General features: G+C 30.8%; 25 protein-coding genes and 1 pseudogene. 25 read left to right on the forward strand and 1 reads right to left on the reverse strand.

What is annotated here, in order from left to right:
- Positions 1 to 38 precede the first annotated feature (38 nt).
- The 13 genes from aroC (at position 39) to BFN48_RS06495 (ending at position 12,131) form a co-directional block, all read left to right on the forward strand.
- The gene (gene aroC, locus BFN48_RS06435) at positions 39 to 1,190 is read left to right on the forward strand and encodes a chorismate synthase (RefSeq protein WP_069650083.1); all 1,152 of its coding nucleotides are present in this window, start codon (positions 39 to 41) and stop codon (positions 1,188 to 1,190) included.
- Positions 1,174 to 2,277, forward strand: a complete 1,104-nt coding sequence (aroB, locus tag BFN48_RS06440) for a 3-dehydroquinate synthase (protein ID WP_083238837.1) — start codon at positions 1,174 to 1,176, stop codon at positions 2,275 to 2,277. Before aroC ends, aroB begins: the two co-directional genes overlap by 17 nt.
- Complete coding sequence (gene aroA, locus BFN48_RS06445) at positions 2,274 to 3,563, forward strand: 3-phosphoshikimate 1-carboxyvinyltransferase (RefSeq protein ID WP_069650085.1); 1,290 nt, start codon at positions 2,274 to 2,276, stop codon at positions 3,561 to 3,563. The genes aroB and aroA overlap by 4 nt, the downstream gene beginning before the upstream one ends.
- 170 nt (positions 3,564 to 3,733) lie before the next feature.
- Positions 3,734 to 4,306, forward strand: a complete 573-nt coding sequence (pduL, locus tag BFN48_RS06450; RefSeq protein ID WP_069650086.1) for a phosphate propanoyltransferase — start codon at positions 3,734 to 3,736, stop codon at positions 4,304 to 4,306.
- 49 nt (positions 4,307 to 4,355) lie between these two features.
- Positions 4,356 to 5,027, forward strand: coding sequence for a deoxyribose-phosphate aldolase (deoC, locus tag BFN48_RS06455; RefSeq protein WP_069650087.1), 672 nt, complete (start codon positions 4,356 to 4,358; stop codon positions 5,025 to 5,027).
- 585 nt (positions 5,028 to 5,612) lie between these two features.
- The gene (locus tag BFN48_RS06460) at positions 5,613 to 6,059 is read left to right on the forward strand and encodes a hypothetical protein (RefSeq protein WP_069650088.1); all 447 of its coding nucleotides are present in this window, start codon (positions 5,613 to 5,615) and stop codon (positions 6,057 to 6,059) included.
- Positions 6,060 to 6,217: 158 nt separating this feature from the next.
- A complete protein-coding gene (locus BFN48_RS06465) occupies positions 6,218 to 7,213 on the forward strand; it encodes a hypothetical protein (protein ID WP_069650089.1) in 996 nt (331 codons plus the stop codon).
- 251 nt (positions 7,214 to 7,464) lie between these two features.
- Positions 7,465 to 7,920 (forward strand): NUDIX domain-containing protein, encoded by a 456-nt coding sequence (locus BFN48_RS06470; RefSeq protein ID WP_069650090.1) that lies wholly within the window; start codon positions 7,465 to 7,467, stop codon positions 7,918 to 7,920.
- Between the two features lie 117 nt (positions 7,921 to 8,037).
- Positions 8,038 to 8,256 carry a hypothetical protein gene (locus BFN48_RS06475; protein ID WP_069650091.1) on the forward strand — a complete coding sequence of 73 codons (219 nt, stop codon included), beginning with the start codon at positions 8,038 to 8,040 and terminating at the stop codon, positions 8,254 to 8,256.
- Positions 8,257 to 8,270: 14 nt separating this feature from the next.
- Complete coding sequence (locus tag BFN48_RS06480; protein WP_069650092.1) at positions 8,271 to 8,768, forward strand: hypothetical protein; 498 nt, start codon at positions 8,271 to 8,273, stop codon at positions 8,766 to 8,768.
- 344 nt (positions 8,769 to 9,112) lie between these two features.
- Complete coding sequence (locus BFN48_RS06485; RefSeq protein WP_069650093.1) at positions 9,113 to 10,006, forward strand: hypothetical protein; 894 nt, start codon at positions 9,113 to 9,115, stop codon at positions 10,004 to 10,006.
- Positions 10,007 to 10,272: 266 nt separating this feature from the next.
- A complete protein-coding gene (locus BFN48_RS06490) occupies positions 10,273 to 11,316 on the forward strand; it encodes a DUF5700 domain-containing putative Zn-dependent protease (RefSeq protein ID WP_069650094.1) in 1,044 nt (347 codons plus the stop codon).
- A gap of 194 nt (positions 11,317 to 11,510) precedes the next feature.
- Positions 11,511 to 12,131, forward strand: coding sequence for a hypothetical protein (locus BFN48_RS06495; RefSeq protein ID WP_069650095.1), 621 nt, complete (start codon positions 11,511 to 11,513; stop codon positions 12,129 to 12,131).
- A 319-nt stretch (positions 12,132 to 12,450) separates the two neighbouring features.
- On the opposite strand, the pseudogene BFN48_RS06500 reads toward BFN48_RS06495, so the two are convergent.
- Positions 12,451 to 13,681, reverse strand: a pseudogene (locus tag BFN48_RS06500) (IS110 family RNA-guided transposase).
- 579 nt (positions 13,682 to 14,260) lie between these two features.
- Here BFN48_RS06500 and BFN48_RS06505 point away from each other — a divergent pair.
- From BFN48_RS06505 to BFN48_RS06545, 12 genes are all read left to right on the forward strand, one after another.
- Positions 14,261 to 14,665 (forward strand): DUF7670 domain-containing protein, encoded by a 405-nt coding sequence (locus BFN48_RS06505; protein WP_069650096.1) that lies wholly within the window; start codon positions 14,261 to 14,263, stop codon positions 14,663 to 14,665.
- A 573-nt stretch (positions 14,666 to 15,238) separates the two neighbouring features.
- The gene (locus BFN48_RS12785; RefSeq protein WP_278287311.1) at positions 15,239 to 15,364 is read left to right on the forward strand and encodes a hypothetical protein; all 126 of its coding nucleotides are present in this window, start codon (positions 15,239 to 15,241) and stop codon (positions 15,362 to 15,364) included.
- A gap of 235 nt (positions 15,365 to 15,599) precedes the next feature.
- On the forward strand, positions 15,600 to 16,256 hold the full coding sequence (locus tag BFN48_RS06510) for a Type 1 glutamine amidotransferase-like domain-containing protein (RefSeq protein WP_069650097.1): 657 nt from the start codon (positions 15,600 to 15,602) through the stop codon (positions 16,254 to 16,256).
- Positions 16,257 to 16,553: 297 nt separating this feature from the next.
- The gene (locus BFN48_RS12125) at positions 16,554 to 16,826 is read left to right on the forward strand and encodes a CPBP family glutamic-type intramembrane protease (RefSeq protein ID WP_341419457.1); all 273 of its coding nucleotides are present in this window, start codon (positions 16,554 to 16,556) and stop codon (positions 16,824 to 16,826) included.
- Between the two features lie 93 nt (positions 16,827 to 16,919).
- The gene (locus tag BFN48_RS06515) at positions 16,920 to 17,363 is read left to right on the forward strand and encodes a hypothetical protein (RefSeq protein WP_069650098.1); all 444 of its coding nucleotides are present in this window, start codon (positions 16,920 to 16,922) and stop codon (positions 17,361 to 17,363) included.
- Between the two features lie 219 nt (positions 17,364 to 17,582).
- Positions 17,583 to 18,521, forward strand: coding sequence for an amidohydrolase family protein (locus BFN48_RS06520; RefSeq protein ID WP_069650099.1), 939 nt, complete (start codon positions 17,583 to 17,585; stop codon positions 18,519 to 18,521).
- A gap of 254 nt (positions 18,522 to 18,775) precedes the next feature.
- Entirely contained in the window at positions 18,776 to 19,189 is a 414-nt protein-coding gene (locus tag BFN48_RS06525) for a GNAT family N-acetyltransferase (protein ID WP_069650100.1), read from the forward strand.
- Positions 19,190 to 19,487: 298 nt separating this feature from the next.
- A complete protein-coding gene (locus BFN48_RS06530) occupies positions 19,488 to 19,985 on the forward strand; it encodes a VanZ family protein (protein WP_069650101.1) in 498 nt (165 codons plus the stop codon).
- Between the two features lie 360 nt (positions 19,986 to 20,345).
- Positions 20,346 to 20,879: an HD domain-containing protein gene (locus BFN48_RS06535; protein ID WP_141706131.1), complete on the forward strand. Its 534-nt coding sequence runs from the start codon at positions 20,346 to 20,348 to the stop codon at positions 20,877 to 20,879.
- Positions 20,880 to 21,119: 240 nt separating this feature from the next.
- On the forward strand, positions 21,120 to 21,425 hold the full coding sequence (locus BFN48_RS06540) for a DUF3795 domain-containing protein (protein WP_069650102.1): 306 nt from the start codon (positions 21,120 to 21,122) through the stop codon (positions 21,423 to 21,425).
- A 104-nt stretch (positions 21,426 to 21,529) separates the two neighbouring features.
- On the forward strand, positions 21,530 to 21,700 hold the full coding sequence (locus BFN48_RS12565; protein ID WP_207644705.1) for a hypothetical protein: 171 nt from the start codon (positions 21,530 to 21,532) through the stop codon (positions 21,698 to 21,700).
- On the forward strand, positions 21,690 to 22,166 hold the full coding sequence (locus BFN48_RS06545) for a YdcF family protein (RefSeq protein ID WP_207644706.1): 477 nt from the start codon (positions 21,690 to 21,692) through the stop codon (positions 22,164 to 22,166). The genes BFN48_RS12565 and BFN48_RS06545 overlap by 11 nt, the downstream gene beginning before the upstream one ends.
- The last annotated feature ends 121 nt before the right edge of the window (positions 22,167 to 22,287 follow it).

Here is a 22,287-nt window from a genome sequence, read left to right on the forward strand (position 1 = left end):
ATTTTTTAGTGATACAAAATCAGAAAGGAGTATCTTTAATGCTTAGATATCTTACAGGAGGGGAGTCTCACGGAAAGGGTCTAATCGGTATAATTGAAGGATTTCCTGCTAATTTAAAGATAGATATAAATTTTATAAACAATGAGCTTAGAAGAAGACAAATGGGTTACGGCAGAGGGGGCAGAATGAAAATTGAAAAAGATAAGGTTGAAATACTTTCAGGAATTAGAAATGGTAAAACTATAGGAAGTCCTATAACATTATTTATTAGAAATAAGGATTGGGAAAACTGGAAAGATATAATGAGTATAGAGGAAACCAACTTAGATGAAAATGAAATTGTTACCAGACCTAGACCAGGTCATGCTGATTTAGCAGGTGCTATTAAATATAATCATTTAGATATAAGAAATGTTTTAGAAAGAGCAAGTGCTAGAGAAACTGCAATTAGAGTAGCTATAGGCAGTATAGCAAAACAGTTTTTGAAGGAATTCGATATCGAAATATATAGTCATGTTACTCAAATTGGAAAAATTAAGATTGAGTCTGATGACATTTCAATAGATAAAATCAAGAATACAGATAATTCTCCTTTGAGAGTAATAGACAGTGAATTAGAGAAGAAAATGATTAATGAAATAGATAAAGCTAAAAAAGTAGGTGATACTTTAGGAGGAGTTTTTGAAATTATTGCAACCAATATTCCTATCGGTTTAGGTAGTCACGTTAATTGGGATAGAAAACTGGATGGTAAGATTGCACAAGGAATGATGAGCCTTCAAGGGATAAAGGGCGTAGAAATAGGCATTGGTTTTAGAGCTGCAGAATTATTTGGTTCACAGGTGCATGATGAAATATACTATGATGATAGATATAAAAGATATTCTAATAATGCAGGTGGTATAGAAGGAGGAATTTCAAATGGAAGTTCAATTGTTGTAAGAGCTGCAATGAAACCAATACCAACATTAAGAAAGCCTCTCAGAAGTGTAGACATGAAAACGAAGGAGGAATTTGAAGCCCAAAAAGAAAGGTCAGATGTTTGTGCAGTGCCATCTGCCAGTATTGTAGCTGAGAATATCTTAGCTTGGATACTAGCAAATGAAATCATGATTAAATTTGGAGGAGACAGTATAGAAGAAGTAAAAGACAACTATAATAGATATATTGATTATGTTAATAGTAGGTGATACTATGGAAATATTAAGTGTAGACCTGAAGGATAGAGGGTACAATATATATATTGATAAAGGAATTTTGAAGAATATAGACAATATTTTACTAGAATGTGGAGTAAGTGATAATGTTTTTATTATCACAGACCGTAATGTAGCCAAATACTATTTGGATATTTTACTATCAAAACTTAGTTCAAAAGTTATAGGTTATTATATTCTAGAGCCCGGAGAAGAAAGTAAAAGTATAGCTACTGCTAAAAAAGTATATGAAAAAATGCTTGAAACTAGATGTGACAGAAAAACTACTATACTTAGTCTTGGTGGAGGAGTTACAGGAGATTTAGCTGGTTTCGTAGCAGCAACCTTTATGAGAGGGGTTAACTTTATTCAGATACCTACAACTCTCCTATCACAAGTAGACAGCAGCGTTGGAGGAAAAGTAGGGGTTAATTTTAAGAATTACAAAAATATTATAGGCTCGTTTTATCAACCTAAAGGAGTAATAATAGATACAGAAACGCTTAATACTTTAGATGAAAGAGAGATTATCAGCGGTTTAGGTGAAGTTTTTAAATACGGTTTAATAATGGATTATGACTTTTTTTTATGGTTAAACGATAATTTGAATAGTATCTTGAATTTAGAAAATAACTATATTGTAAACATAGTGAAGAAATCTTTAAATATAAAAAAAGCTATAGTTCAAAAAGATGAGAAAGAAAATAATCTAAGGAAAATCTTAAATTTTGGTCATACAATTGGGCATGGTATAGAAACATTGGATAACTTTAAAACTTTTAAACATGGTGAGGCAGTAATATTAGGTATGATGTTAGAAAGCTTTATAAGTAGAGAAATGGGTTTGATAGATGAAAAATATTATACAGAGATAGTTTATAGTTTAAGTAGATTAGTGAATCCAGTAAAATTTTCAGATTTTAAGCAAAAGCAAATAATGGGTGCTATAAAGCATGATAAAAAAAATGAAAAAGGAAGGATTGTTTTAGTACTTCCTATTGGAAAAGGGAAAGTTAATATATATAATAATGTTGATGAAAAACTAATTGAAAGAAGTTTAAAGGATGGAGTAGTAATATGATTATAAAAGGTGGTAATTTATCAATTAAAGGAGAAGTAAAAGTTCCTGGAGATAAGTCAATTTCTCATAGGGCGATTATGATAGGTTCTATTGCAGAGGGCAAGACAGTAATACATAACTTTTTAATGGGAGAAGACTGTCTTTCAACAGTAGAATGTTTTAGAAAATTAGGGGTAAATATACATATTTCTGATGGAGAAGTTGTTGTAGAAGGCGTAGGCTTACATGGTCTTAAAGAATCAAAAGACATCTTATATGTAGGAAATTCAGGAACTACAATAAGATTAATTAGTGGTATTTTAGCAGGTCAAAATTTTTCAGTGGCTATTACAGGTGATGAATCAATACAAAAAAGACCTATGGATAGGATAATTAATCCTTTAAGGATGATGGGAGCAAATATTTCTGGTTTATCAGATAAATTTCCTCCTTTAAGAATTGAGCCGACAGAAAGTCTAAATGGAATTGAGTATAAACAACCAATACCTAGTGCACAAGTTAAATCTTGCATCCTCTTAGCAGGATTATATGCTAATAACGATACAAAGATTTTGCAACCAAGTATATCTAGAGACCATACAGAAAGAATGCTTAAATATTTTGGAGCTAATATAATAACAAATAATAATGAAGTATATTTAAAGCCTGGGAATAAACTTATGGGAAAAGAGGTTTATGTTCCAGGAGATATTTCATCAGCAGCTTTTTTAATAGTTGGAGCCTTAATATTAAAAGGATCTAAAATATTAATAAGAGATGTAGGATTAAACGAAACCAGATCAGGTATATTAGATGTCCTAATTAAAATGGGAGGAAAAATAAAAATATTAAATGTAAGAAATGTAAATAATGAGCCAATAGGAGATGTTTTAGTTGAATATTCAGAATTAAAAGGTATAGAAATAAAAGGAAATATGATACCTAGATTAATTGACGAAATTCCTATTATTGCAGTAGCTGCTACTCAAGCTAAAGGTACGACAATTATTAAAAATGCAGAAGAGCTGAAAGTTAAAGAAAGCAATAGAATTAAAGCAATAGTAAATGAGCTAAAAAAAATGGGGGCTAATATTGAAGAATTAGATGATGGTATGATAATAAACGGACCTTCTAAATTAAAACCAGCAAATCTTAGTACGTACAATGACCATAGGATAGCTATGTCGTTAAGTATTGCAGCTTTAAGTGCAGATGGAGATTCAAATCTACAAGAAACAGAGAGTATAAACATTTCTTTTCCAGATTTTTTTGAAACACTTAAATCTATAATAATACAAGATAAATAAGAAGACGCAGCGATAAACAAAAAATATTGAATAAAATGAGCGTTTTATTTGATTTTTACTAATAAAAGATTTATAATTTTAATGGTATATTTCATTTCCAAGGAAATAAGCTATAACTTTTGATGATTTTTTTATCAAAAATAGATTTATTGTTAAGAAGGAGGATTATTATGAAAAAAGAATTACCTATAGCTTTGTCAAACAGACATGTTCACTTAAGCAAAGAGCATATTGAAAAGCTGTTTGGAGAAGGATACGAATTAACTAAAATGAAAGATTTATCACAACCTGGACAATTCGCAGCAGAAGAAAAAATAGATATCGTAGGACCAAAAGGTACTTTAAAAGGAGTTAGAGTATTAGGACCTGCAAGAGGAGCTACTCAAGTTGAAATTTCACTTACTGATGGATTTAAGTTAGGAGTAGTGCCACCAGTTAGAAATTCAGGAGATTTAGCAGGAAGTCCAGGAGCAAAGCTAGTTGGACCTAAAGGTGAAGTAGAGTTAAAAGAAGGAATAATTGCTGCAGCAAGACATATACATATGCATACAGATGATGCAGAAGCTTTTGGAGTTAAGGATAAAGATATAGTAAAAGTAAGAGTAGGTGGACAAAGAGGATTAGTATTTGAAAACGTACTAGTTAGAGTGAGTCCTAAGTATGCTCTTGAAATGCATGTTGATGTTGATGAAGGAAATGCAGCAGGAGTTAAGAATGGAGATATGGTTGAATTAATAAAATAATAAATGTAGCAAAAAATATAATAACAAATGATATAGGAGGTAGATATAAATGAAAAACATAGCATCAATGATAGACCATACAATACTTAAGCCAGACACAACAAAGGACAAAGTAAAAAAAGTATGCGAAGAAGCAAGAAAATATGGTTTTGCTTCAGTATGTGTTAATCCATACTATGTAAAATATGTTAAAGAGCTTTTGGAAGGCAGCGAAGTTAAAGTAACATCAGTTATTGGTTTCCCTCTTGGAAGCAATATAAAAGAAGTAAAAGCATTTGAAGCTAGTCAAGCTATAAAAGATGGTGCAGACGAACTAGATATGGTTATTAATATAGGTGCACTTAAAGACAAAGAATATGATGTTGTTAGAGAAGATATAAAAGCTGTTGTAGATGCAGCTAAAGGAAAAGCTATAGTTAAAGTGATTATAGAAACATGTCTTCTAACTGAAGAAGAAAAAGTTATGGCTTGTAAATTAGCTAAGGAAGCTGGTGCAGATTTTGTTAAGACTTCAACTGGATTTAGCACAGGAGGTGCTACAGTAGAAGATATAAGACTTATGAGAGAGACTGTTGGAGAAGAAATGGGAGTTAAAGCTTCAGGTGGAGTTAGAGATATAGAAACAGCTAAAGCTATGATTGAAGCTGGAGCTACTAGAATTGGAGCAAGCTCATCTGTAGCTATAGTAGAAGGCACAAAGGTTGAAGGTAGTGGATATTAAAAATAGAATAACAAAATAAATAAAAATAATGAGGATAGATAGTAATTTTTACTAATCTATCCTTTTTTTATTAAAACTATTTTTTTATACTGATTCTACTGAATAAATACACATTTTTTTATTTGTATACTTCCTAGTGAAAATAATCCAATAAATAAATTTATAGAAGATATGACACTACCGAATTACTTATTTTAGTTTTGAGTAGTATTTCTATGATTAGATGTCTGATTATTTTATGTAATATATCGTCTTATTTCTTGTAGTGTGACGACAAATAGTTACGAGAACATAAAAAAATAAAGGAGTTTACAATTTAATAGAGAATATTTTCATTTGAAAGAAAATATTGTAATAAAGTACGTTAGTGAAAGAAGGATTTGAATTGAAATAAATAAAAAGCAACAGTGCATATATTTAGATATTTATTTGTGACATATATAAGCAGATTTTCATGAACAATTATTCGCAAATACCACTATATTGTATTATAATATGAACTCTAATTCGTGAAAAGGGAGTTATACGTAATTATTTTCTTGAAAAACAGTTTTCATTTAAGTTTTAATATTGGGGGGAACTAATTTGAAACGATTTTTATGTATATTATTAGTTACTATGATTGCAATACTTAGTGGATGTTCCGTAAGTAATGTAACTAAACAAGAAGAAATAAAAAATGAGAATAATATATTCTACACTGGACAAGGTGAGAAGTGGTTTGCTACTTATTCAATTTCAAAAGTGAATTCTTCATATTTTGAATCATTATATATTCAATATTTAGTTGATAGAACAACAATAGAAAAAAACAAAGAAGAACAAAACATAGGACCTATTGAATATAAACTAGTGGGGAATTCTATGAAATTAGAAAGTTCATTTCCTCAGAAGTTAAAGGGTATAGGAAATTTCCATACTGCTACTGAAATGAACGCTGAATTATTTAATACTGATTATGGTGATGAATTAATTTTAGAAATTAAGTGGAAAGATAAGACAGAAAAATTATATCTTAAGAAATTAAAATAAAATATTATCATTTAACGTGTATTAAATTACGACAGATTAGAATAACTACGTATAACATAGCATTCTCATCACTCTACAAAAATCATGCAGAGCGATAGAGAATGCTCAGACCGTTATCGGACATTTTAGATTGAGAAATTCTTTGGGAGGATGAAAAATTGCATGAAGTAGTTAATATTATTGATGAACTGTACAATCTGGAAGAAGGTGAAAAGGAGTTATTAGAGAAAAAATTAGAATTGATTATAAAGTTAGGATGCAATTCACTTATTAAAAATTTAGAAACAAATAGGAATAAATTAGATTTTATTACTGAGCTTAATATTTTATATCAGCTTGTAGTTGAATTACAAGAAAGTGAGGTCGATTTTGAACTAGTTTATGAAGAAGAAATACAATGTGGTTCACCAGATATAAAATTAATAATTGATGGTGTGAATTATTGGATTCAAGTAAAAAGGCTAAATCAACTTAAAAATGATGCCATAAACAGAAAGGTTATCAAACAAATTAGTGAAGAATTAAAAGAAATTAAGAAAAATTTGTTTTATAGCATTAAACATAGCGAATTTCTAGAGTTTAGCGATGTTAAACCATTCATTCAATGCGTTTTCAATAATGTTGACAAAATAGCTGATGGAGAAAAAATTAAATACAAAACAACAGATGGTAGATTTATTCAAATAGAGTTTTATAAACCTAACAGACTAAAATTCAAACATCTACAAGAAGGTTCTAATATGGGGACTATGAGATGTGTATCAGATGAAATAAATGAGCATATTAGAAATTCAACAAAAAAAGCTTTGAAGTCAATTGGATGGAATCATGATAATAATAACATAAACATAATAATGGCTGAAAGTACATCCTATGAAGACATTGATTTTGGAAATGCAATATTTGGTGATGAACAAATTATATATAATATCACGGGACAAAAGAGATGGAATAGGCAAGGAAACGGTTTGATAAGTGATCCTAATTTTAGTGAAAAGTTAAATTATTATGTAGCTCTATATAGTGTAGATAAAAAACTAATTACTAATTACGAGAAGCATTTATTCATAATTTCTGAATATGAGATTGATAAAACATGTGATTTGTTTGGAATAGATAGAATATACTATCCAGATACATATATTGATTCTTAACAGTTAGTATTTTTAGGTTGTTAAAAACGTCCGATAACAATATGTTCCAGCAAGGGTGCTGAGGGAAGTTTTTGGGGTCAAGCCATTGCATCACATTTCTTCGTCGGGTACAAAGCACCGCCAAGAAGTATTCCTTTAGGGTCCGACTCAGAAACGTCTGGAACTCAAACCGTTATCTGTAATACTCTAATTTAAAAACGTTGAGATAGAAGAAAAAACATATTAATTTACAAAGAAAGGTAAGAACAACTATGCAAGTTTTTGGGGAAAAGATAGAAGGAAAGAATTACAAAAATCGTGAAGGGGCTTATGGAATAGCAATTAATAAATTAAATCAAGTTGCCATAATACAAACATCTCATGGAGATTTTTTACCAGGAGGAGGTATAGAAAAAGGTGAAACTAAAGAGGAATGTTTGAAAAGAGAATTTATTGAGGAAACTGGATACAATATAGAAATTAAGCAACTTGTTTGCAGAGGTATTGAATATCGTTTTAGTCCCAAAATGAATAAATACTTAAAATTAATTGGATCATTCTATCTGATTAATTTAGAAAAAGATACAGGTTTAAGAAGTGAGGATGACCATGAATTAGTATGGAAGACAAAAGAGGAACTCGAAGAGAGCATGGGATTGGAGTATCAATTTTGGGCTATCCAAGAAACTTTTAAACTATTAAATATAGAAAAATCGTACTACAGATAACATGCTATTTGCAAACAGTCCATCAAAACATATGGACCGTCGCAAGATAGCTAAACCGTTATGTGAAATATTCGACTTTTTAAAAAGAGTAGTTTTTACTAATAATAGGAGGAAATTATGAGGGAAACAACAAAATTAATAATCAAAAATAAAATCTTTAGTAAAAAAAATATTGAGGATGTTGGCAACATATTTTTAAATGAATTTAAAAACTCATGTACAAGAAAGCATAGTGCTAAAATAGTTTTTACAATTAATTGCAGTGATAACACTATATATGAAAGTGATTCATTAAGTATTTTTGATAATGGTGGAATAATCGATATAAAAAAATAGAGTCAATAGAGTTTATGTATCATGATTACGATTCAAATAGATATATTTTCTTCTCAGTTACTGAAGGAAATAGTAATTCGCTAATTCGAATAAGTGGAGACGACTCTAGATGGGTAGGGAATATGTTTATCAAAATTAGTGAATATATGGAATCAGTAAAGCCACATGATAATTGTTTTATAACATATAAAGAACCAATGAGACATATCCTAGCGTTGGGTTTTGGTAAGATTTTTTTCTTTGTATTGAATGGAGCCTTGTCTATTTTCCTTCAACCTATTGGAAATCCAAGTGAAACTTTACTTAGAATAAGAGAAGTGGTGCAGAGTAATATTGTTATCTTTAACATAATAGCTAACTGGATAATCCTTTGGTTGTGGGGATTATCTGTTATTCCATTAATGTTCAATTATGTATTTAAATTTTGGCCAAGCATTGAATTTGATTTCGGCCCTGAACATCTGAAATCATATAAAATTCGTAGAACTCGATTAAGTATTTTTTTACTTTAGTCTTTGTTCCAAGTGTTTTAATGATTGTATATGACTTTTTTAAAAGCATATTTTAGTTTGATATAGAATTCATGATGGGAATTGTCGAATACATCACATAACAATGTGTTTGCACAAGGGTGCTCTAGAGAAGGAGAAGCTTAGGGTAGTGAGCACTACACCTTCTCGCTAACCGAGTCAGTCGTCGCATTAGGCTTCGCAGGCTCACAGCCATGAGCGGCTCCCTGTAGAGTTCAAAGGCGTCGCAAACACGTACCGTTATATGCAATTACCAACTCATTTCGGAGTATTCCTTTATGGAGTAAATAAATGAAGGTTTAAGACTTGGAAAAGGGGATTAATACATGGAAAGATTTATGATTGGACAATATGGAAACTTTAGTCATGAAAAACAAGTTAGAGATTTTAAAGACAATTTTTTTGGTATTGAAGCATGTTTATTTGAATGTGGTAGCGATATTCAAGAGTTGATTAGTACTGCTCAAAAAGGTCAATTTAATATTGGAGTACATTTTCCTTTGCGAACAGGAATTTGGCGACTAAGAGATCCCCAATTTTTATCTAAAGATGATGAAATAAAGAGAAGTTCTTATGAATACATAGAAAAAGAAGTAGATTTTTTGAAAGATATCAAGCCAAAATATATATTATTTCATTATCCTAAACCAGTTATATTAGATGAACATGTTGATTGGACGAATTGGCGTTTTGATGATAAAACTGAGTATTATTTTGAATCAGAATATTCTTTTGAAGAGTTCAGAATGAAAAGCGAGGAGTTCTTTAAGTGGCTTGATTATAAAGGTAAAAAGAATAATTTTATCCCAGTATTAGAATTAGATGCATTAAACAGATATATATATGATAGTGATTTGCTTGAAACCTTATTACAAAGATTTTCAAGTATTAGAATATGCCTAGATATAGGCAGATTACACTTACAGGATAAGCTTGACAAAAACTTTAGTGCGCTTGATGTTACTAGAAGATTTGCAAAGTATGCCGAAGCAATTCACTTGTGGAATGTCAAAGTAAGTAACAAGATAGAATTTAGTCACTATCCTGTGTTACCTAATCTTTCACCAGAAGATGGTTGGGCGGATGTTGAAACATATCTTAGAATTATAAAAGAAGAAAATAAAACATGCAAAATATTATTTGAACATAACTCTAAGTCAATAACAGATGAGGAACTTGAAAGTTGCTATAATTGGGTTAATAATTTACTAAATACATAAATTTTCCTAGGGTAAGGCTTTGGAGATTGAGTTGGTGACTGCACATAACACAGTGTTTGCGCAAGGGCGCTCTAGGGAATTAGAAGCCTAGGGCAATGAGCGCCATACCTTCTCGCTAACCGAGTCAGTTGCTGCATTAGGCATTCGCAGGCTCACAGCCATGAGCAGTTCATTGTAGAGCTCGAAGGCGTCGCAAACACGAGTACGTTATATGCAATAATATTTTAAACTTAGTGGGTATTCAAATATAAGGGGGAGGTATTAAAATGGAAATTAGTATCAGTTATGAGACAGTACCTAAAATGTTTGAAATTTGTAAAAAGCTTAAAGTAGGGAAATTAGAAAGAGAAGAATTGGAGGAAATTTTAGCCCATGATGATTATCAGATTGAATTAGATAGATATAATAAAGAAGCAAGTGAAAAGGGTAAATTTTCAAAAGAAGATTTTATATATTTTTTTATGAATATCTTCAGTTTAAGAGAATGTGATATTAAACAAGGTTTACTTAAAGCAAGATATAGTCATTTAAGAAATTTATTAGATAATGTAGAGTTCTATGAGAAGAAGTTTCAGGAAATAAAAACTATAACTGAAGAGGATGTATTAAGTGCATTAGAGTATACCAACAAAGGGTTACCAGAGGATGTTAGATTTGATAAATTAAATTTTATATTTTCTATTGGTTTAGGGCCGTCAGGAGGATGGTTTTATAAAAATTATTCTCACTTTGATATTATTCAGTTTTCAGAACTTGGGAAGGATATTATTCTTAATGGAATAGCTCATGAATGTCATCATATTGGGTTCAATAAAATGTTTGAAGATTTAGACATAACAAAAATTACACCAGAAGAATATTTATATCTTTTTTTAGCTGGAGAAGGGTTGGCAATAAAATATTGCAATAATGGTGAAGGGGTTCTAACTAAAAGAATATATAAAGATGAAGCTAATATTGGTCTAGACAAATTTACATGGGATTATTTAACAAATGATTTTAATAATATATTTGATAATTTTAAATCACAAATAAATAAGATAAGAAATAAAGAAATAAAAGATATTAATGAATTAAATGAATATATAAGCAAGTATTGGATGAATCGTCATACAGATGAACAAAATGAAAATGAGGTACCTAAACTTAAGCATTCGAGGAATTACTCATTTGGAAATGACATATGGGGACTAATACATGATGTATATGGGAGCCAGAAAGTTTTTGAGACTCTGAGAAATTTAAAACAATTTCCTAAAGTTTTCAACAGTGCATTAGAAAAAATAGGAAGAACAGACTTATCAATATAAGTTTTATTTGAATATTACCACATATAACAATATGTTTACACGAGGGGTTATTAGAGCAGGTTTATGGGGATTATACACCCACACCTTCTCACTGAGAACGAAGTTGCGCCAAGACGGCATTTCTTTGGGGTTCAGCTCGAAGGCGTCGCAAACACAAAAACGTTATACGTCATTATGAAAATTGGAGGACTAGGATGACTGAGAAAATTTGTGTACGATGTGGACAACCAGTTAAAAGATTTAAAGATGAGTATGAAGTATTTGAAAATATGCATTGGATATGCTTTCATTTTGAATTTGAACATGGAGAATATGATTTAGATGAACCATGTGATGATCCGAGTTGTCCTTGGAATATAAGAGAAGATTATAGTAAACAAAATTATGTTGAGTATGAGGAAAATTTAAACATTATTTCAATCGATAGGAAAAGTATTATAGCATTTGAAAAAATAGAAGAAGATATAAAGGGATTTGGAATAAATTTTAAAGTGATGATAAAAGATATTGATTTTGGTTGGATTATATCTGAAAATTGGATTGAGAAACATATATTTAATACTTTTATTGAAGAGCTGAAAACCTTGGGAGAAGAGAGAAAAGGAAAAGCTTTTTTACAAGGTATGAGCCCAAATGAACTAGAAATAAATATTGAGAATTATGATAATAGTGGTCACATTAAAGTTGATTACCTAATTAGTAAAAATAAGATAGGTTTAAGAGGGAGAAGAATCAATTCATGTATTAGAGGTGAATTTGAAATAGACCTATCACATCTTAAGAAATTAGTTAAGCAGAGTATTCGGATGAGATAGTAAAAAAACGACGTATAACACGCTATTTACGGATAGCCCACAAAAAACGTATGGACCATTGTAAATAGCCAAAACGTTATACGATAGTGGAGTTAAATATATACATTAGGAATTTACTTTTTTGAACTTAATTAATAGATCAATAAAAAGTTTGAAGTATTATAAATAACAAAAAGTCCTACGGTAATATGTCAAGAGAAAAAACAAATAAATTGGAAATTTTTTAAGACCGTTAAGTCAAAAAAGGCAACACTAAACTAGCCCAGTTTCGAATGGGATAAACTGGGAATATTTTGAAGGAAATTGTGCAGGCGTTAGCCTATCTATTCACCTTCCTTCTTGGCGAATAGAGTTGGTCTTTGCGTAGCAGCACATCGACCAGACGCACAAATTTTCTAGCAGTAAGAACGAGGGCTTTTTTGTGTTTGTGTTTTAAAGCTTCATCGTATTTTTTATGGTAAAAAGCATTAAATTCAGAATCATAACGTCTTACCGAGTTGGTAGCCTCAACAAGGTAGTAACGCAGATATCTGTTACCAGAACGAATGAGCTTAGTATCATCGGCCTTCAATTTGCCTGATTGGTGTTTAGGCCAAGTAAGTCCAGCATATTTAGCTAAAGAGGCTTGGTTCTTGAAGCGGTGAATATCACCAATTTCAGCTAAAATACCGGCAGAATAAACAGGTCCAATACCAGGAATGGACTGCAGCGTATTTGGAATGCCATCCATAAGTTTAGCAATAGATTTATCTAACTCTTTGATTTGTCTAGTAATTGAGCGAATGGACTCAATAGAAGTAGCTAAGAGAATATCAATAGAATCCTCAACGCACTTAGATAAACGGTAAGAAGATCTAGCAGCTTTCTGAATACATTTAGCAACTTTTTCAGGGTCATTAAAGCGTTTTTTTACCCTTTGAAGAAAGATAATCCGCTAAATCAAAGGTATCTATAGAGCTGATTTCATCAAGAGTAAACTTTTCAAGAAGTAACTCTAATATGGCATTGCCAAATACAGATGAATCAACTTCTTGCTTAAAGGCACTGCATTTAAAAAAAAGATTTTGGAGAAAATACTGTTTTTCTCTAGTAAGATTTTGAACAAGGTGAAACCTCATTCTAGAAAGTCTTTGTATGGCGATATTCTGCTCACTCTGGATAGCAGAAAGAGTGAGTCTGCCAAAGCGAAGGCGGTCAGCAATGATAAAAGCATCAACAACATCAGTCTTATCCAAATCAGGATAAGCTTCCTTAAAGTCTTTAATTAGCTTAGGATTAATAGTAAAGACTTTAGCATCAAGCTTTATAAGAGAAGGGTTTTGATTTAGATACATGGCAGGATGCCAAGAATAAACAGAAGTTGATTCCATGCCAATTTGAATAATAGGATTATGCACATTATCATTTAAAGATAGGATTTCTTTAACAATAGAATCAGTACCCGAAGGGTTATTAGGAGTGGTGAGTCTTTTAAGGACATTACCCTCACCATTCATAAAACAAACCTTTAAATCAAAAGAACTAACATCAATACCGACATAGAGTTTCAAAGGTATACTTCCTTTCGTAATAGGATTAGGGGGAACGGACTCTCCGGGATGTCCCTAGGGACTTTACCTATCAATCATCCTCGTGTATCAGAACTCACTCCGCCTAATGGGCTACCTGAATCTGCTAATTCAGCATTAGGTTACTCGGAGGGAACAGCCTACGAGTTAGAAGTTAAGGGTAAAGGCTAGGGAAACAGACTTAAGAAGTAGTCAAAGCTACAGGAGGAAGTATTTTCCCCAAATAATCCTTAAGACTATTATCTAGGAACATCACGGAAAGTCCAATACCTAAATAGAAAAAATATTAAATTTTCAAAGTTCAGAGTGAAATAGGGAATATCCACTACGTTTTAGTTAGTCAAGGTAGTATTTGTTTCGCAAATCTCCACAAACCATTTCGCTTAGTGAGAGTGCAAGCATAATGCTTAGCATCTGGTTAATTATTTTACTAAAGTGAAGAGCTACTAAGCAGATTAGTGATTATAAAAATTAATTTAATTATTGTTGATTATTTCAAGAATTTTACTGGAAATTTCTTTGAATTTATCATCTAAACATATTATACGAGGAGGATTAATAATGACAAATACCCAAGTAATTAATCAGATAAGAAAGATTGCCCGGATTTGGAGTTTACTACTTATTGTATTTGTCCTACTTATTTTGGGTAGCTATGCCTGGAATTGGATAACAACTGGAAAAGCGGATCCGCACGCAGTGGAGGATTATCCTCCCATAGAGAATCTACCTCCTCTTCTTGAGTTTCTGGGTGTTTTGGGATTAGCTATTGCTTGGCGTTGGGAGGGATTAGGAGGAATAATTGCAGTTATTTCTTGCTTAGCAGTGCTTCCGATGCTTTTGATCCATTGGCCAATCATTCATAACTTTCCTCGTTATCTTATAGCCCCTTATGGTACATGGTTGATAATCATGATTCCCGGAATATTATTTCTGATATGTTGGAGGCAGTCGAAAAGGAAGTAATTTTTAATGTTGCCCTAAATAATTAAAATAAAGAGGTTTAATTTTTCTTGAAATGTTTAAATTCTAATACTTAGATTGATTGAAGCTCATAATGATTGTAATATATTTGAGGGGAGGTTATATAGCTGAATCACATATAAATGGCAATTTCATCTAAAAAATAAAAAGAAAATGGGAAGTAAATATTTTATCAGGATATGAGTTAGTAAATAATCTCACGATGAAATTAATAGCAAAATGAATGCATTTTATGTAAATGATAACATGTGAAGAAAATGTTATTATACCTGATTCAAAAATCCAAAGCACATTATAAAGTAGCAAAAAATTTTTAAAATAAATAAACATTATGCTCCAATAATTTTTCACAAAAAATAGAAAAATATTTTCCCAATTACTTCTTTACTTTATGATAGAGCAGAATTGTTTTTACCTATGGAAAAGGTTACAAAAAAAGTTAAAGAGCTAGAAGCTATTGAGATATTATGTATTTTGAATCTTAGATTTCTAATGATTTAAAAGTTTTACAAAAATGAGTGTCGAATAGAGAACATAAGAATAAAAAAAGAATGTTTGAGAATCGATGAAATAACTAAAAATGGCATTAATACCATTACTTTTGCAAGAATTAAAAATAGGGCGATTAACTTTAAGGAAATTGTTATTAGTGAAATTGAAGATAAAGATTATTTTATTTAAAACCTATATTTGATGTTTAGCATAATCAAAAGAAACAGCTTCACCTTCGTATAACAGAGTATTACCGTGACGCCAAAGACCGGCTATCCGTTGGGACATGCCCTCTGGCGTGACTTTTGCAAATAGCAGCAAAAGACACGCCAGACCTTCGGTACGGGCACGTTGGGAACACAGGGAACGTCATGCGACATGTGGTAGACTGTGAAATAAGTAAGATTGTTTGGAGGGATATAGATTGGGAAAATATATTTTGTATAGCGATCAAATGTCAGCAGACAATGAAAAAGTACATATTAAAGTGAAACAGTTATTAGGAAATGGCAATTTATCTTTAGGATATATTCCTTCAACTGGAGATAAAGATCGAAAATATTTTAGTAATATAAAAGCATTTTATAAAAGCTATGGTATTCAGGAGTTTATATTTTTTGATTTAGACGAAGAATATGATGAGTCAAAGGTAGATGATCTATTATCATGTGATGTTATTCATTTATCAGGTGGAGACCCCATATTTTTATTAAACAATATTAAAAAAAGAAATTTTAAACCAGTTTTAAAAAAGTATGCTGATAATGGAATTATTATTGGAGTTAGTGGAGGAGCTTGTAATATTGGGGAAAATATATCACTGTTCAAGTTGTTTATAAGTAATCTTGATGAAGCATTAAGTAGTAGATGTCAACTTAATTCTCTAGGATTAGTTGACTTTGAATTTTTACCACATTATAACCGTTGGAATAAAGAATTTAAAGATAATGTAAAGGAGTATTCAAAACGGACTGGAAGTACAATTTATGCTTGTAATGATGGAGATGGAGTAATAGTAAATGATGGGGAAATTGAATTTGTGGGTAATATAATTAAGATAATTGATGGAAAAGAAATGTAAAGGGAACGGGCACACGATCACATAACATGAGATTTAAAGTTCCGCTATGCTGTATGCAAATTCATGAAAATTAGCCAGACCTAGATTAGGTTCATAAATTTTTTGAATCTCTGGTATGCCATGTAATAGATGTTTTTAATATATTTAGTATAAGTTTTGAGATTCTAAACTAAGAATAGATTTGTCAGGGGGGCAAATCAACTGCTGAAAAATATTCATAAAAACCTCAAAATAATTATAGATTATTGAAATATTATACCATGAGAGAAGTAGACAGCTAATAAGGATAAGAAAATAATTAAAGGAGTTGTTTTCATTCTAATTTTAAAATTATTTAACCCTATTGTAGCTATTTTATTAACATCAGTCTTATTTTTTATATCTCATTTGAGAACGTGGAAAATCAAATTTGTTTTGATAGGTTCATTAGTTTTAGGTTTAACATATGCCATAAGTGTTTATTTAACAAAGAGTATTTGGACTGCTATTATGATTCATAATTTAAATGTATTTGGATTTCTGATTTTAGTAAATAAGAGAAATATATTTAAAGAGGAATATGCTGGTTAATTAGAATTTTCATAAGCATTAATGCTTTAATATTTTTCAAACTATTACAGCAATTCTTACAACGAGATTTTACAAGTTAAGGAGGAGTAGTCAATGGGAGTAGATGTTAACAAATTAGAGAAATTAATTAATAAATGGCAGGAGATTTTAAGATTAAGGGATTGGGATATAAAACTAAAAATTGTTGATACAGAATGGAGAAAATCAGGAAATATAAAAATCGATATGGATGACAAAAAAGCAGTAATGCTAATTAATAGTAATCCAAAATTCACAAATCTTGAAGAGTTAGTTGTTCATGAATTATTACATTTAAAATTGTGGGGATTGGATCAAATGCTTGAAGGACTTATAATTCAAGTGTTTGGAGAAGACGAGGATGATATTAAAAAAGAATTTGCAATGAATCAATTTTTTTTGTTGCTTGAATCGACAGTCGCAGATCTTACGAAAGGTTTTTTGAAAGCGAATGGTTGTGAAGAAGAATTAAGCTTTGGAAGATTACAGAAATTGATAGATAATGAAATAGGTTGTTAGTGTGTGTTAAACTTTGAGGTACAGTGATTGTGCCAACTCCTAACACTGTATCTGCACAAGGGTGCACTGGAGTCAAGCTTTAGGGAGATGTGCACCACACCTTCTCACTGGATACGAAGCACCGCCAAGACGGTATTCCTATAGGGTCCAGTTCGAAGGCGTCGCAAACACGAGACCGTTATATGAAATCTGGGTAAGTTGATATAGGGGGAAATCTGAATGTATACGAAACAGTTTATCGAAGCTCTTGAGAATAGAAATATAGAGAAATTGAGAAGTATTCCAAAAAGTGATCTGCACAATCATGCGATCTTGGGTGGGAATCTTAAATATATAGAAGAATGGATTGGGAAAAAGATCCCAAGGTTAACAAAGAGAATCACAAGCATTGAAGAAATGGAAGCTTGGGTTGGCAAGAACTACATTCCATATGTGAAGGGAACGTTAGGTTTTGAAAAGGCAATAGAAGCAGCTTTTATACAAGCGAAAGCAGATGGAGTAATTAAATTGGAAATGAATATAGATGTCTATTTCAGACATCTCTATAATGGTTCGGCTGAAGAATTGATTAAAGCATTGAAGAGACTTCATCAAGAATATGCACCAGAGGTAAACTTTATCCCTGAACTGGGATTCAATCGGAGCGTTTCTCAAGAATTGTTAATCGAATGGTTTGAACCCTATCTTGATTATAATTATTTTAAGTCTGTGGATTTGTATGGAGATGAGTTCGCTCAGCCGGCAAGCAACTTAAAACAGTTGTATCGAATGGCGAAATCCAAAGGGTTGAAGTTGAAGGCGCATGTTGGAGAATTTGGAGATGCTGAGAGTATCCAAGAAACAGTCGAAGTCCTGGAGTTGGACGAGATTCAACACGGAATTAGCGCAGTCAAGTCAAAATCAGTCATGAACTTCCTGCAAAGAAATAATATTCAGTTGAACATTTGTCCAACAAGCAATTACATGTTAAGCAGAGTAGAGGAGATAAAGAACCATCCAATAAGAGAACTGTTTGATAACGGTATAAAGGTAACTGTGAATACAGATGATGTAATAGTATTTCAAAACGGTGTATCAGAAGAGTTTTTGCTATTGTATGATCAAGAAGTTTTTTCAGCAGAAGAATTAGATGTTATAAGAATGAATGGGCTACGGTGAAGGCTTGCCCTGACTTCACATGACAGAGTGGTTCCCAACAAAACCCATCTCGCTAACTGAGTCAGTCGCTGCATTAGTCATTCGCATAAGCAGTTCCTTACAAAGTTCGAAGGTGTCGCAAACACGAGACTGTTATATATCATACCTGTATAAAATTGTATCTATAATAGGGTTTTATAAAAGGAGTGTTTTGGATGGTAAAAAGAAGATAGAAGATTCTTTATTTTTTAGAAAAAAATAAAGGAGGAGTAAATTTGCGTAATATTAATTATAAATATATAGACGAATTTGATAAGAATGATTTAAAAGAATTATATGAAGATGCAGGTTGGACAACATATACTAAGGATTTATCTAAACTTATCAAAGCTATAAAACTTTCATTGATGACTATATCAGCATGGGATGGTGATAAATTAGTTGGTCTAATTAGAGTGGTTGGAGATGGTCAAACAATAATATATATACAAGATATTTTAGTGTTGGATTCATATAAAAGAAATGGAATAGGATCAAAACTATTGAGTCTCATATTAGACAAATATAAAGATGTACGTCAAAAAGTTTTATTAACAAATGATAGTGAAGAGACTAGAGGTTTTTATCAGTCAAATGGTTTTAACTCATGTGATCGAGGAGAGTTAGTTGCTTTTGTAAAATTTAACTAGATTAGAAAACTAACTGATATTTTTTATATAAATTTGATGCTATGTTAGAATATTTGGGAAATTCATTAAATATATTTAGTGCAATTGCATTAATCATTGGATTATCATATCTAATTCTTGCTGAAAGAGAACAAATGACAAAGAAATAAATAAAAACATACTAAGACTAACACTCTATAACATACCATTCTCATCACCCTACAAAAATACGCAGGGCTATCGAGAATGTTCAGACCATTAGATAGCATTTATATATTATAAAAAGGTTTAATCAAAAGGAAAACAAAGGAGGACTATTTTGAAGAAAATTAATATTAATAGTAAATCTATTAGAACATTGAGTTGGTTAATATTCATAGTTTATATTCTTGCTTTAACGAAAGTTATTTTATTTAAATATTCAATGCATATGATAATAAATATAGTAAAAGAAAATAATTGGACAAGATTCATAAGAAGGGTACAACACAACAGTAATTATTTACCATTAAAAAATATTTATCAATTATTTTTTTCAAAAGGAAATACAATGTATATTGTTAGAAATATAATAGGAAATATAATTGCTTTTATACCTCTTGGAACTTTATTACCAATTTTGAAAGAAAAAATGAGAAAGATTAATAGCATACTAATAGCTTCATTAAGCATTAGTATATCATTTGAAGTTATTCAATTATTATCAGGTATAGGTGATTTTGACATAAATGACTTAATATTAAATACAAGTGGTGGTTTGATAGGATTATCATTATACAATTTTTTATGCAGGTATTTTATAGATGATTGTCATTAATTTTGAGATATAAAAAATTAAAGTGTTTTGGAATTAAAAATATAACACCGTTTAGCATAGCATTCTTCTCATCCTACTACAAAAAAGTAGGACGAAAAGAATGCATAACTTATAATACAAAATCAAGAAAACTAGTTAAGAAAAGTGTGGTGGTTATATATGAGTAAAAGGTATTTAAACTATATATAGTAATGGTATTTTTTTACTTTTAGCTTATTTTACTTGTCTTTCTGAAAGAGCCATAAAAAATAACATTGTTAAATCAGAGGGGATATAAGTATGATATATACGTAAAAAATGAAGGATTAAAAATCACCTTACTTCGTATAACATGAGCTTGAGAGAAAGGAGATTCTCTAATTGATAATGATCGAGGAGTTAGAAAAGTTTGTTAAATCATTCTACAAAAATAAGGATATAATGCACGATTTATCGCATATAAAGAGAGTTCTTAAAGCAGCGAAAATGTTGGCAAGATATTATGACAATGAAATAGATATAGATTTAATCGTTTATGGTGCTTATTTTCATGGTATCGTTTATGAAAAAGAGAACCAGATAGCCGAATTTCTTAAATCTAAAGGTTTATCAAATGAGAAAATTAATAAAATACTTCAGATTTCTTGGGAATCGCAAAAGGAAAGGATTCCTGAAACCCTTGAAGGTAAGATTCTTCATGATGCTCATTTAATAGAGGGTGGCAGGACTTTCTTAGTCGTGAAATCTTTAATCACTGGAACTTTAAGAGGTCAAACTTTAGAGGAAACAATAGAATACATTGAGAAAAATATACTGGGTAAATTTACTTGTTATCTTCCAGAAGCACAAAATCTTTATGAGGATAAAGAGGAATTCGCAAGAAGATTTCTGAGAGATTTAAAAGAGAGTTTATAATAGGAATAGTTATGTTTTTTTTATAATCCATAGGGAATTATAATAAAATCTTATATTTAAAAAAATGTTGGTTTTATTGAAATTTTGTCTGGCATGCTTACATGCCAGGGTCGTTATAAACCTTATTAAATTGTAGATAATTTAATATACAATTTCCTTTTACGGATTTAATAAAATTATCTTTATAATTTAATTAAATCAAAGATTTTGTTCTTATTAAAAAAGAAGGGGGAATTTATTATGAAAAAAGTTATTGGAGCATGTGGGTGCATTTGCAGTGATTGCAGGATTTATGAAAAGGATTGTAAGGGATGTCATGCTATAAAGGGTAAGCCATGTTGGTTGCATGAAGTAGGACTTGATGTTTGTGATTTTTATGAATGTTGTGTAATGGATAAAGGGTTAGAACATTGTGGAGAATGTAGAGAAATTCCATGTAACAAGTTTTGGGAGAATAAAAATCCTGCATGGACTGAAGAGCAACACAAAAAAATTGTAGAACAGAGAGTTACTTTGCTTAAAGGATTAGCTCAGAATAAAATTTGATTTTAGAATTCAAATGGAGAATTTAAAATTTAGTTATTGGATGCACTTGGATACAGTTTCATGAAAATAAAATTTAAAATTGATTTAAGATTGAAGGGGGTAAAATGAGACAAGCAATTGACAGTATTACAGATTTCATTTTTATGGAGGATAAATTAGAAAGTGCAGACATAATATTGATACCCGGAGGAAGCCATAGACAATTGATGGAGCATACTGCAAAGTTATATCATAAGGGGTTAGCTAAATATATACTGCCTTCTGGTGAAGAATAGGATATATGAGGAAAATTTCAACAGGTGCAAGTTAGCTAAATATATACTGCCTTCTGGTGGTTATAATAGTAAAATACCTGAGTATAACTCAGAGTGGCAATTTTTATATGATATAGCTATAAATTTAGGAGTACCAAATGAAGCGATATTAAAGGAAGACAAAGCAACACATACATTTGAAAATGCAGAGTTTTCATATGAGGTTATTAGAAAACAGGGAATTAAAGTAGATAAAGCTATATTAGTTTGCAAAACATTTCATGCTAGACGAGCATATCTAACATACAAAACAGTTTTTCCACCTTCAGTAAAAATTATTGTATCTCCAGTGACAGATGGGAAGGATATTCGTAAAGATAACTGGTTTTTAGATGTAAACAAGACTAAAAGAGTTATGAGTGAGGTTATTAAAATAGGAAAATACTTTGAAAACCATATACCTAATTTGGCTAATAAATCAGAATGACTTTAGTATCAATATCAGCTAACATAGTAGTCCAGATATTTTGCAAGAAACATGTAAAATATCTGGACTATTCGAAATGTTAGGTAAAAGAGGAATATTTATAGTGATTTAGGGGGAAAGA

The organism is Caloranaerobacter ferrireducens (genome assembly GCF_001730685.1).
Lineage (GTDB): Bacteria > Bacillota > Clostridia > Tissierellales > Thermohalobacteraceae > Caloranaerobacter > Caloranaerobacter ferrireducens.

Bases quoted from the DNA above. Each gene is read 5' to 3' on its own strand.
- aroC (WP_069650083.1), top strand. From the start codon at position 39: ATGCTTAGATATCTTACAGGAGGGGAGTCTCACGGAAAGGGTCTAATC.
- aroB (WP_083238837.1), top strand. From the start codon at position 1,174: ATGTTAATAGTAGGTGATACTATGGAAATATTAAGTGTAGACCTGAAG.
- aroA (WP_069650085.1), top strand. From the start codon at position 2,274: ATGATTATAAAAGGTGGTAATTTATCAATTAAAGGAGAAGTAAAAGTT.
- pduL (WP_069650086.1), top strand. From the start codon at position 3,734: ATGAAAAAAGAATTACCTATAGCTTTGTCAAACAGACATGTTCACTTA.
- deoC (WP_069650087.1), top strand. From the start codon at position 4,356: ATGAAAAACATAGCATCAATGATAGACCATACAATACTTAAGCCAGAC.
- BFN48_RS06470 (WP_069650090.1), top strand. From the start codon at position 7,465: ATGCAAGTTTTTGGGGAAAAGATAGAAGGAAAGAATTACAAAAATCGT.
- BFN48_RS06475 (WP_069650091.1), top strand. From the start codon at position 8,038: ATGAGGGAAACAACAAAATTAATAATCAAAAATAAAATCTTTAGTAAA.
- BFN48_RS06480 (WP_069650092.1), top strand. From the start codon at position 8,271: ATGTATCATGATTACGATTCAAATAGATATATTTTCTTCTCAGTTACT.
- BFN48_RS06485 (WP_069650093.1), top strand. From the start codon at position 9,113: ATGGAAAGATTTATGATTGGACAATATGGAAACTTTAGTCATGAAAAA.
- BFN48_RS06490 (WP_069650094.1), top strand. From the start codon at position 10,273: ATGGAAATTAGTATCAGTTATGAGACAGTACCTAAAATGTTTGAAATT.
- BFN48_RS06495 (WP_069650095.1), top strand. From the start codon at position 11,511: ATGACTGAGAAAATTTGTGTACGATGTGGACAACCAGTTAAAAGATTT.
- BFN48_RS06505 (WP_069650096.1), top strand. From the start codon at position 14,261: ATGACAAATACCCAAGTAATTAATCAGATAAGAAAGATTGCCCGGATT.
- BFN48_RS06515 (WP_069650098.1), top strand. From the start codon at position 16,920: ATGGGAGTAGATGTTAACAAATTAGAGAAATTAATTAATAAATGGCAG.
- BFN48_RS06520 (WP_069650099.1), top strand. From the start codon at position 17,583: ATGTATACGAAACAGTTTATCGAAGCTCTTGAGAATAGAAATATAGAG.
- BFN48_RS06540 (WP_069650102.1), top strand. From the start codon at position 21,120: ATGAAAAAAGTTATTGGAGCATGTGGGTGCATTTGCAGTGATTGCAGG.
- BFN48_RS12565 (WP_207644705.1), top strand. From the start codon at position 21,530: ATGAGACAAGCAATTGACAGTATTACAGATTTCATTTTTATGGAGGAT.